Consider the following 11,065-nt stretch of genomic DNA (forward strand, 5'->3'; position numbering starts at 1 on the left):
TTGGAGACCCCGGATAGTGGCGTGGCCGATTTCGAAAAAACCGGACAATTCAATTATTGTGATCGCTATTGACGATGAAAAAATAGTTAAACGCAAACGCGAAACAAAGCAGCGACCGTTTTATGCCGCATTTTTCACAATGCGGCAGATCTCGAGCCGCAGCGCAGCAAAAAAAGGCCCCCGCATTTCTGCAGAGGCCCTTCCGTTTCAGTCAATTCTATTTGCGCGCTCAGCTCATCGCAATGAGGCGCTGAGCCTCGGCAACGATTTCCGGCGGCTGTACGAGGAAGGCGTCTTCCAGCTTCTTGGCGAAAGGCACCGAACAATAGGGCGCACCAAGTCGGCCGACTGGAGCCTTCAGTTTGCCGAACAGGGTTTCCTGCACGGTCGCGGCAATTTCCGCACCGGGACCGAAGTTGCGGCCGGCTTCGTGAACCACGAGCAGGCGGCCGGTCTTCTCGGCTGAGGCCAGCACGGTTTCCTTGTCCCACGGCGAAATCGTGCGCAAGTCGATCACTTCGACAGACACGCCCGCCTTGGTCAGCTCCTCATAGGCCTGCATGACGGTGAACATCATCTGGCCATAGGACACGATGGTGATATCACTGCCCGGCGCAACGACGTTAGCCTTGCCCAGCGGGATCGGGCCCTGATTGACCGGCACGTCCATCGGCACGAACAGCGTCTTGCCGCTTTCGACGATGATGACCGGGTCCGGATCCTGGATGGCCGAAAGGTAGAGGCCCTTGAAGTCTGCCGGGGTCCAGGGGATCACCACCTTGATGCCGGCAGTGTGGCAGAACCAAGCCTCGTAGAAGTCGGCGTGCTGGCCCGCGGTCTGGTTGCCCGCGCCGGTCAGCGTGCGGATCACCATCGGCACCTGGCTCTGCCCGCCCGACATGAAACGCAGCTTGGCCGCATGGTTCACGATCATGTCCATGGCCACGGTCGTGAAATTCATCAGCATGATTTCGGCAACGGGCTTGTAGCCGCCCATGGCCGCACCGATGGCCGCACCGATGATCGCCTGTTCCGAGATCGGCGTGGAGCGCACGCGCATCGTGCCGAACTTCGTCGAAAGACCGCGCGTGACGCCGACAACGCCGCCGCCTTCGTTGTCCGCAATGTCCTCGCCCAGCACGAGAACCTTGGGATCGGCCTCCATCGCTTCCATCAGCGCGGCATTGATCGCCTGAAGGCCGTTCATCTTCACCGTTTCCACGGCAGGGGCTTCGAGAGTTTCAGTGCTCATGCCGGAATCTCCTCGGCAAAGACGTCGCGGCGCAGTTCATCGTCGGACGGGTATTCGCAGGCCATCGCGAATTCGATGGCGTCGTTCACTTCGGCCTCGATCTTCGCGGTGAGCGCGTCGAGTTCCTCGGCCGTCGCCACGCCGTCGTCGATCAGCTTCTGGCGGTAGATCGGCAGCGGGTCCCTGGCAATCGCCTCGGCCTTCTCTTCCTTGGTCATGTAGCCGTCGGCATCGCCGAAGACGTGGCCCATGAAGCGGAAGGTCTTGCATTCAAGAAGCGTCGGCCCCTCGCCCGCGCGGGCACGCTCGATCGCGGCATGGGCGTGAGCGTAGACGTCGACCGGGTCGTTGCCGTCCACGGTGTAGCCCGGCATGCCGTAACCGATCGCGCGCTTCGAGATCAGATCGACGGAAGTGCCGTTCTCATAGCGAGTATGCTCGGCAAAGCCGTTGTTCTGGCAGACGAAGATAACCGGCAGCTTCCAAACGGATGCCAGGTTCAACGCTTCGTGGAACGCGCCGATGTTGCTGGCGCCGTCACCGAAGTAGGCGACCGTGACTTGCTTGGTCCCATCCAGCAGTGCCGCCCAGCCAAAGCCATTGGCGATCGGCATGGACGAACCGACGATGCCGGTAGTGACCATCACACCTGTTTCCGGGTGAGTGAGATGCATCGGGCCGCCCTTGCCCTTGCAGGTACCGTCGACACGGCCGCAGATCTCGGCCCAGAGCGGGCGGAGCGGCATGTCCTTGGCGACCATGTCGTGGATGCCGCGATAGATCGTGCAGATCTTGTCGTCGTCGTTCAGCAGCACCGAGATGGCCGAAGGAATGCATTCCTGCCCGCGCGCCGAATAGTACGGCGCAGTGATGCGGCCGCGACGGATCTGGGTGCGGGTGGCGTCGTCGTTACGCTCGATCCGGATCATCCGGCGATAGATGTCGAGCTGGGTCTTGGCGTCGGGCTTGGCCCGGTTCTCCAGTGTCTGGCTCATGGGTCCTCTCTAGGTCAGCCCCTCTTCCTTGAGGGTGCGCCCCGCTGGGCGGGCTGAACCAGAGTTCAGTACGCCACGGACGGCATCACGCAAGAGTAGGCCGGACCGCCTCGGCGTTATCCGCGTCCAGCCGGGCAACCGCCATCGCGCGAACTTCGCTTGACTTCACTTTTTCACTGCCGGTGATGGCGTAATCCTCGTCCCGAAAGAACAACACCCGGCGCGGCACCTTGAAGCTGGCGATCTCTTCCTTGCACGAGGCGATAACGGTCTGCTCATCCAGCAGCGCCCCGTCTAGCGGGACGATGCAGGCGACCACCATTTCGCCCAGCAGGTCGTCAGGCACCCCAACCGTCTGGGTGCGTTTCACCCCCGGAATCCGGGCGATCACCTCGTCCACCTCGATCGGGGCGACATTTGCGCCTCCCGTCTTTATCATCTCGGTCATGCGCCCCTCCCAGAAGAAGCGGCCTGCCTCGTCGACCCGACCTGCGTCTCCCGTGCAGAAGAAACCCTCGGCATCGAAGCACTCTTCAGGCGCCTTGCCGAGGTAGCCGGACATCAGCGTCGGCCCCTTGATGCACATCTCCCCGACCGTTCCCACGGGGACTGAACGGCCCGATATCGGCTCTACGATTTTTAGGAAATTGCCCGGCAAAGGCGTCCCGAACGATCCCTCCACCCGGCCTTCAGGAGCGTCGGCAACGAACGAGGTGCAGATCGTCATAGTCTCGGTACAGCCGAACGACATCGGCACTTCCCATTGGGTCGAAACGGTCGGGTGCTGCCAGATCAGCTCTCCGCGCGGCACATACTTCACGCTGGAAAGGTCTGCCCTGGCCCACTTCGGAGATGCCTTAAGCCGTGCCCACTGGTGCGGGCGGCCATTGAGAAACGTCACCCGCTCCCGCTCCGCCAGATCCAGCGCCTCGTCCGCATCGAACATCCGCTGGAGAACTATCGTCCCTCCGGTCGAGAACGCCGTCCCCACCACCATGGAAACATTGCCCGACCAGAAGAAGCCGTTCCCCGTCCAACTGCGCACGGGCTCATGCATCGCGAAGAGCCGCGGCCAGCGCCACCACTGCACGGCGAAGGCGCGCTGCGAATGGACAACGCCCTTGGGCAGGCTGGTGGTACCGGAGGAAAAGAAGATGCCGCCGGGATCGGTAGGGTGAACACTGTCCGCCCGCTCCAGCACGAGCGCCTTTTCGATCCGCGCTCCATGGGAAAGAAACTCGTCCCATGTCTCGACCGCGCCCCCGGCAGCAACCGCCATCGGCTCGGCTTCGCCCTGAACCCCGCCGAGCGAAACGAGGCGCCTCAGATAGGGAAAGTGAACCGAAGCCAGCACCCCTGGACGCGATTTCGCAATCTCAGGGTCAAGCTCGTGCAACATGGTCCCGAAGTGCTTCCTGATGACCTGTTGCTCGAAAAGCAGCAACGAGACCTGCGATGCGCGGACGAGATGGTCCAGTTCCTGCGCCGTCGAAAAGGTGCTCAGCGCCACCGGCACTCCGCCCGCCAGCGCGGTGCCGAACAGGCTGGAAAGAAACTCGGGCCGGTTGGTCATCAGGATGCCGACACGCTCACCCTTGCCGATCCCGCAACCCACCAATGCACGGGCCACTTCCACCGCGCGCGTCAGCAGGTCGTCGTAGGTCCATGCAGTACGGTGATCGCCCTTGCGCAGCACCACGGCCTCTCGAGGGCCATAGCGCGCGGCGACCTCTCGCAAGTAGCCGGCGATCGTGTGAGCCCCCTGCCCCGGTTCTTCGGCAAGCGGCGGTCCGGCGACGACTGAAGGGCTGCTCATAGGTAAGGTTTCTCCCCGGACAGCACATTGCGTGCCTGACTTTCGCCATGCCTAGCAGGCCCTCCGGGAGGCTGGAACGTGCGGCTAGCCGGTTTGGTGCGGCAGTCACGCCCTTTCGCCGCTGGAGGCAATGCCATCGCCCAGGTGAACCGCAAGTGCGAAGTCACCGGCAGGAAATCCTGACGGAAAGACCAGGCACGCAGCGCTCCCATTGGAACGCCGCGCGATGGGAACACAAAAAGGCAGCGCCTGCTATGAACCGGCCTTTCCGGGGCCCAGCTTAAACCTGATTCCCCAATCCAGCGGCGTGCTTCGCCGCGATCCAGCCGAACGTCATCGACGGACCGACACTGGCACCGGCACCCGGATATACCCGGCCCATAGGCGAGGCCGTGGCGACCCCGCAGGCATAAAGCCCCTCGATCGGAGTGCCATCCGCCTTGAGAACCCTGGAATCGCTATCGCACACGACGCCGCCATAAGTGCCGACATCGCCCGGAACGACCGGGATTGCATAGAATGGGCCCTTCTCGATGGTGCCCATGCAGGCGTTAGGGCCATCCTTGAAGAATGGATCACCGAGCCAGTTGTCATAGGCGCGAACGCCGCGGTGGAAGTCCTCGTCCCGCCCGCCGCGCACGAAGCCGTTCCAGCGCTCGACCGTGGCCTTGAGAGCGTCCTGCGGTACGCCGATCTCGGAGGCGAGCGCTTCCACACTGTCCGCTCTGCGCATCCAGCCGGATGAGAGCCAGTTCGCCATGTTCTTTTTCGCGGTCCCCTTACCGGCGACGGCATATTCATCCATGTATTGCTGGTCCATGATCGCCCAGCTCGGAATTGCCGGAACGGAGCGGTTGCGAACCAACATGTTCTCGCAGAACTCCTCGTAGGAACCGCCTTCGTTCATGTAGCGCACGCCGGTCTGGTCGACCTGGATGGCATGGGGCTTGCCGGTCGTGCTCTGGGTGCCGGGTTTCACATAATCCGTATCCCAACCCGGGGCTTCCGACATCTGGAAGCCGACCATCTGGTCCATTTGCGCAAGAACGGCCCCATGGCGTTCCAGTTCGGCGTGCATGTCGCCGGTATCGCTCTCGATGCCGTTCGACCATTCCTTGCGGGTCCCGGGCATGTACTTGTCGCGCATGGCCTGGTTCTGAGAGAAACCTCCCGCGTTCATGAGCACGCCGAGCCGCGCGCCCACGCGCCAGGGCTTGCCGTCCTTCCGCGTAAGCACGCCAACGGCGCGCCCGCCCTCCACGATCGTTTCATCTACAGGGCTGTCCGTGCGGATTTCAGCCGCATTCCTGTCCAGCACTGCCTTGAGCATACGGCCCTGCAGCGCCGCACCGGCAGTCACCCAATGCTTCCCGGTCAGTTTCCCGATCACGACCTTCACCGCGATCTTGAGGAGGATTTTCTTGATCGCCCACGAGTGCTTCGCGAAAGGCAGCTTCATGCCGTCATCGAGCTTCACAGGCACTTCCGCAAAGCCCTGCCGAAGTTTTCCTGCCCACTCCTTGCCCAGCACGTTCTTGTCGAAGGGCAAAGCCGTGACGGTACGGCTCGTCTTCATGCCACCGGGAAGTTCGTCGTAATAATCAGGCCAGAACCGCGAACCCCGCTCCATGGCGACGCCTTGCCCGACGATGAAATCGAGCATCCGGGTCGCCTCGCGGGCATAGGTGCGGCGCCGCTCGGAGCTTGTGCCGGGGCTGTCTTCACCATCGGGCACGACCGCGTCGAGGTAGGTGCAGGCCTGCTCGAAGCTGTCCTCGCCCGGGTCCATGAAGCGGTTGTTGGGAATCCACATCACGCCGCCGGACTTGGCGGTGGTCCCGCCGACCCAAGGCGCCTTTTCGAGGATCAGAACCGACTTTCCCGCCTGCTTCATCAGCAGCGCCGAAGCCATGGAACCCGCACCGCTGCCCACGACCACCCAGTCGAAGCTCTCGTCGAACTGCGCCATCTTCGTTCTTTTCCTCTTCCCCGGCCCGCAGTCATGCTGCGCAAGCGTTCAGCGAGGTAGACCGGACTTGTAGCGCCTTGGCAAGGCGCGCAGGCCGGCCAGGCAGTTCGTGACCAAAGGTTTCGCCCCGGCGAAGGCTGCCCCTTCCGCGAAGTTCGAAGCTGCCTTGCCTGCCGCAAAGTCCTATGAGCGGAACAGAGAGAGGGAGACTGACCGAATATGAGCGAAAAGCCGCCGCTGCCCCATCTGGGCACTATCGCCTTGGCACGCGAAGGCCGCCTGCTGCGCATCACGCTTAACCGCCCCGAGGCGATGAACGCAGTGAACCTTCAGCTCCATGACGATCTGGCCGAAGCCATGTGGTTCGCCCAGGCCGATACGGGTTCCGACGTGATCCTGCTCACAGGAGCCGGCCGCGCCTTCTCCGCCGGGGGCGATCTCGACCATATCGAGCACAATGCCCGCAACCCCCATCTGTTCGATCACGAAGCCCGCGTCGCCAAGCGCATCGTTTCGACGCTGCTCGATATCGACAAGCCGGTGGTGTGCCGGATGAACGGCCATGCGGTCGGTCTCGGCGCGACGCTGGCGCTCCTCTGCGACGTGATCTTCGCCGCGGAAGGCGCGAAGATCGGCGATCCTCATGTCGGGCTCGGGCTGGTGGCGGGAGACGGCGGCGCGGTGATCTGGGCTCAACGCATCGGGCTGACGCGCGCCAAGGAATACCTGCTGACCGGCGACCTGCTGACCGCAAGCCGCGCGGCGGAGATCGGCCTGGTGAATTACTGCGTTCCGGCCGACGAACTGGATGCACGTGTCGATGCGTTCTGCGCAAAACTGCTCGGCGGCGCGATGGTCGCGATCCGTGCAACCAAGGTTCTTACCAATCTGGAATTGAAGCGGCTTGCCACCGCACTCATGGATGCCGGTATCGCCTACGAATCCGTGTCCGTCCGAAGTGCGGACCACCTCGAAGGCATACAGGCGCTGAAGGAAAAACGCGCGCCTCGTTTCATTGGACGTTAGCGTTCCCCCAAGGCTGCGATGTGAGACGGTACAGCCGGTCCCATCGCAGCCTTGGGGAACGCGCTAAGGGATAGCGGATCTGACGGTCACTCGGCCGGCACCACCCGGTCCCCCATTTCCGTGAACAGTGCCGTGTAGCATGTTCCGAAATCCTGCGCGTCGCTCTGAGTGAGTTCGCCGGCCGCGGTTGCCTTCCCGATCGCCCCGAGCAGTGCCATCGGATCGTCAGTCTCGATATCGTAGATCGCGAGATAGGGATTGCTGTCATTTCCGATCAGCCTGGCGACCAGTTCGTAGCGCTGGGCTCCGTGCATGCCGAACTTGTTGACCAGCTCAGGCAAGTGATTGTTATTGTACCAATCATGGTATTCGGCGTCTCGGCCAGCCTGCGGCGTGGTGAGTGCGATCAGTTTGTACTTGGGCACGGGCATCCTCCAGGAGTTTTCTCGGCCGCGAGCTTCCTTCACGGCGCACTGACGGCGCAAGGTTCTCCACACAGCACAGTACAGGCATCGCCTCGGCGTGAACCACGCCCCGAACGGCTACGATCTACTGGAGGAGCTGGCTTCCGCTCACGAGTTCGACGAAAGGTTCCTTGTCCGCCACGGCCGCGACACGATGCTGGCAGACCGCGAGTTCGGCTCCGCATTCCCCGCGATATTCGCGCGGATTGGCGCCGAATACGCGCTTGAACATACGGCTGAAATGAGCCGGGCTCTTGAAGCCCACGCCATAAGCAATCTCGCTGATCGAGATGTCTCGCGGATCGGACCTGCCGAGCCAGTCCCTCGCCTTAGTCAGGCGCTGCTCCCAGACCAGCTCAGAAAACGAGGTATCGCGCAGGCGCAGCAGAAACGAGAGATAGCGCGGCGAGATACCGCAACCTTTCGCAACCATGGCCGTCGAAAGCTGGGGATCGGAGAGATGCACCTCGATAAAACGCAGCACTTCCTCCAGCCTGCGATCGGCTATCGACTGACGCGCGGGCTGGAGTTGATCGAGCAGCCGCACGGCATTGGCCACGAGTGCTATCGCGGTCTCTACAAGAAGCCTCGCCGAGGATTCGCCCAGTTTCCCATCATCGGCAAAGACCTCGCCTAGCATGCGCTCGGCCATTGCCAGTTCGGGTGCACCGGCCACCAGAACCAGGCCTGCGCCGAGATCCTGCGCGATATGGGAACGCAGCAGATGGGTCGGCACGGTGACATGCAGGACTTCGTGCGCGCCGTCACTGTCAGTGCGGCATTCGATGAGGAACGGCGACATCGAACGCGTTATCATCAGGTCGCCCGGGCGTGCCAGTTTGCTTCCGCACTGGTCCGAAAATCCGAGTTCTCCTTTGCGAACGAACCAGAGGATCGACAGGTCGGTGGCGTCCTCCCGGATATGTTGCCGGGACCGGCGGAACGAGAGGTTGCTGGCAGAACGCTGGCGGATGATCGACATCGCCCCCACCGCCTTACGTTCCGAACGCACCTCCACATTTGGCGCATCCTCGACCCAGAAGTCTCCGCGATAATATTCCTGATCCCGGCTGCCACGGAACATGCGCTGGCCATCGCGGTAATTGCGTTTGTCTAGCGCGAACAAGGTTTCTGCCATGACCCTCTCCCTGGGTACGGAAACCGCGTGGTTCCCGGCTTGCGCCCCGGCCGATTCCCGTCGGTCTCGCGGCACGAGTCGAAAGTATCACGACCACGCGGCATAACTCTACATTCGATGCGGAAGCATCTGCATTGCATGCATCCATTGACCTTGCATGCGGATCGAACCGCCAGATCAGCCCTCCCGGCCCTTCTTCGATAGCCGCCACTCAGGGGGATAATTGGTGTCGTGGCCCTTCACGACCTTGCCGATGCCCTGCTTGAACGTGCTGCCCTTGCCGAGATTGACGTCGTTCTCGCCATCGTCCTTCATCAGCGGCAACATGCCCTCGAGCCATCCCGTGAGCAGGCTTCCCATGTATTCGCCGCGGTACTGCTTGTAGGCTTCGATGAAGGTCTTTTGCGCAACGACCACGTCGGTAGGTCGGGTGATCGAGCAGGCATGGGCGTACTTGGCGGTCTCCGCTTCCAGCTTGTCGCGGGTAACCACGGAATTCACGAAGTTGCAGTGGTGCATTTCGTCAGCCGTGAAGGGCCGGCCGGTGAAGAGCATCTCCGAGAACCGCCGCAAACCCACCATCTCCAGCCATTGCCACATGCGGGGGCCCCAGCCTGCGTAACGGAACGAAGGATGGCCAAACAGCGCGTCATCCGCGGAAACGATGATATCGGCATCTGCGCACTGGTAGAAATGCCAGCCATAGCAGTAGCCCTTCGCCTCGATGATCGAGATCTTCTTGAACTCCTGGAGCGGGCGGTTCCCCGATCGCGCCTTGGCATAATAATCCGTGAGTCCATGGAGATAACGGAAGGACCCGGGCGGTGGGTACTTCACGTCTGGGGCCTCGATCTCGAGATCGGTCAGGAAACCGTCGCCCGGCCTGGGGTTCAGATAGAGATCGCCGTGTTCGTCAAGGTCGCCGCCGCTGCCCAGGTTATCGCCCGCCCCCCGGATAACCAGCACCTTGACGTCATCGTCGATGTTGGCCTGAAAGACCAGTTCACCGAACCGCGCGCGCATACCGATCGTTGCCGTGTTGTGCTTGTCGATCCGGTTGAAAGTGATCGTCGCGATCTTGGTAGCCTTGTCCTTCTGGTAAAGAACGTGCTGCTCCGCGACCTTCTTGTGGTCGACTATCGTTTTCATGCCTCTCTCCCGCGCCTCTTCCCGCGCCGCCTTGTCTGCGATCCACGGCTTTCCCGAGTGCTGCCACAGGCAAGCCGGGGGGTATTGGCAATAGGCGCGGGTTTCTCGATATTGGGTGCCGCCGCCCAGCGGCCCATCAGCGGCGAACACGCCCGGTGCGAGAGGAAGCGACCAAAGGATGGAACCGGAACATAACAGCTTCTTCAGCCTGGACGGCCCGCTGGACGTGGCGCCGGGTGGAGGCCAGGTTCGCGCGGCCAACTTCGCGGGACTGGCCAATCTCGCCCGCAGCCACGGCCGCGACGCGCGCGGCATCGTCGAACGGCACGGCATGGAAGCGCGCGTCCTGATCGACCCGGAGAGCCTGGTGGCGCCGCAACAGGTGGCCGACACTTTCGAATATTGCAGCGCGATCTTCGACGATCCGCTGTTCGGCCTTCATTTCGCCTCCATGCAGGATCCCGAAGTCTTCGGTTGCGTGACCGCCCTGTGCCGTTCAGCCCCCACCGTTCGTGCCGGTATCCGCTGCCTCATCGATTTCCTTCCCGTGGTTCACGCGCCCGACTGTGAGGTGGTCTTGATCGAAGGGCGCGAGACCGCCGAACTGACATGGCTGGTCAATGCCGACATCGGCGTGAACGATCAGGCCAATTATCAGGCGGCGATGCTGAACCTGAAACTGCTCCAGGCGATCGGCGGTCCCGCATTCAAACCCAGTTGGGTCAGCCTCTCCGCCGATCCGCGCCAGAGCGACCTTCCTGAAATCGAGAAACTGCTCGGCTGCAAGGTCATGGGACAATCGAGCCGCAATTCCGTGGCCTTCCCGGTAAGGGCACTGGAGCAACCCGTGCCGAGCGCCAACCGGCTGCTCTACAAACTGCTCGGCTCCTATCTGCAGCGCGTGAAATCGGCCCACAGCCCTTCCATCGTCGACAAGGTGAACAGCTATATTCGCGGATCGCTGGCATCCGGTGCCTGTTCGATCGAACGCTGCGCCGAAAAGACGGGAATGTCCGTCCGCACCCTGCAATCGCGGCTATCCGCCGAGAGCGTCCGATTCTCCGAACTGGTGGAGAAACAGCGCGAAAGCCTTGCGCGCGTGCATTTGTCCGACCGCCGGCTCTCGCTTGACGAAATCGCCGACCGGCTCGGCTACGGCGAACAGACGAGCTTCGGCCGCGCCTTCAAGCGGTGGACGGGGATGACACCGCAGCAGTTCCGCGCCGGCTGCTGAAAGACTGCCTGCAGCGCCCTGC

Annotated in this window: 9 protein-coding genes; 2 read left to right on the forward strand and 7 right to left on the reverse strand. The window is 62.4% G+C overall.

The genetic code is table 11. From position 1 onward, the window contains the following. Window positions 1-229: 229 nt before the first annotated feature. From ACLIMP_RS12100 to ACLIMP_RS12115, 4 genes are all read right to left on the reverse strand, one after another. Complete coding sequence (locus ACLIMP_RS12100; RefSeq protein ID WP_054438747.1) at window positions 230-1,252, reverse strand: alpha-ketoacid dehydrogenase subunit beta; 1,023 nt, start codon at window positions 1,250-1,252, stop codon at window positions 230-232. Beyond that, window positions 1,249-2,247 carry a thiamine pyrophosphate-dependent dehydrogenase E1 component subunit alpha gene (locus ACLIMP_RS12105; protein ID WP_132468999.1) on the reverse strand — a complete coding sequence of 333 codons (999 nt, stop codon included), beginning with the start codon at window positions 2,245-2,247 and terminating at the stop codon, window positions 1,249-1,251. The genes ACLIMP_RS12100 and ACLIMP_RS12105 overlap by 4 nt, the downstream gene beginning before the upstream one ends. An 85-nt stretch (window positions 2,248-2,332) precedes the next feature. Continuing rightward, window positions 2,333-4,063, reverse strand: a complete 1,731-nt coding sequence (locus ACLIMP_RS12110) for a class I adenylate-forming enzyme family protein (protein WP_324695665.1) — start codon at window positions 4,061-4,063, stop codon at window positions 2,333-2,335. Between the two features lie 280 nt (window positions 4,064-4,343). Further along, the gene (locus ACLIMP_RS12115) at window positions 4,344-6,032 is read right to left on the reverse strand and encodes an FAD-binding protein (protein ID WP_185997183.1); all 1,689 of its coding nucleotides are present in this window, start codon (window positions 6,030-6,032) and stop codon (window positions 4,344-4,346) included. Between the two features lie 219 nt (window positions 6,033-6,251). Between ACLIMP_RS12115 and ACLIMP_RS12120 the strand changes: the two genes are divergently transcribed. Next, window positions 6,252-7,058 (forward strand): enoyl-CoA hydratase/isomerase family protein, encoded by an 807-nt coding sequence (locus ACLIMP_RS12120; RefSeq protein ID WP_324695670.1) that lies wholly within the window; start codon window positions 6,252-6,254, stop codon window positions 7,056-7,058. An 86-nt stretch (window positions 7,059-7,144) separates the two neighbouring features. Here ACLIMP_RS12120 and ACLIMP_RS12125 read toward each other — a convergent pair whose 3' ends face one another. The 3 genes from ACLIMP_RS12125 to ACLIMP_RS12135 form a co-directional block, all read right to left on the reverse strand. Continuing rightward, complete coding sequence (locus ACLIMP_RS12125; RefSeq protein ID WP_054438751.1) at window positions 7,145-7,483, reverse strand: DUF4286 family protein; 339 nt, start codon at window positions 7,481-7,483, stop codon at window positions 7,145-7,147. Window positions 7,484-7,607: 124 nt separating this feature from the next. Beyond that, a complete protein-coding gene (locus ACLIMP_RS12130; RefSeq protein ID WP_324695675.1) occupies window positions 7,608-8,660 on the reverse strand; it encodes a helix-turn-helix domain-containing protein in 1,053 nt (350 codons plus the stop codon). Window positions 8,661-8,837: 177 nt separating this feature from the next. Further along, window positions 8,838-9,809 (reverse strand): enoyl-CoA hydratase/isomerase family protein, encoded by a 972-nt coding sequence (locus ACLIMP_RS12135; protein ID WP_443477873.1) that lies wholly within the window; start codon window positions 9,807-9,809, stop codon window positions 8,838-8,840. Window positions 9,810-9,987: 178 nt separating this feature from the next. Here ACLIMP_RS12135 and ACLIMP_RS12140 point away from each other — a divergent pair, with 178 nt between their 5' ends. After that, window positions 9,988-11,043 (forward strand): AraC family transcriptional regulator, encoded by a 1,056-nt coding sequence (locus ACLIMP_RS12140; protein ID WP_324695679.1) that lies wholly within the window; start codon window positions 9,988-9,990, stop codon window positions 11,041-11,043. Window positions 11,044-11,065: the final 22 nt, after the last annotated feature.

The sequence above is a fragment of the Novosphingobium aeonii genome, from assembly GCF_052279045.1.
Taxonomy (GTDB): Bacteria; Pseudomonadota; Alphaproteobacteria; order Sphingomonadales; family Sphingomonadaceae; genus Novosphingobium.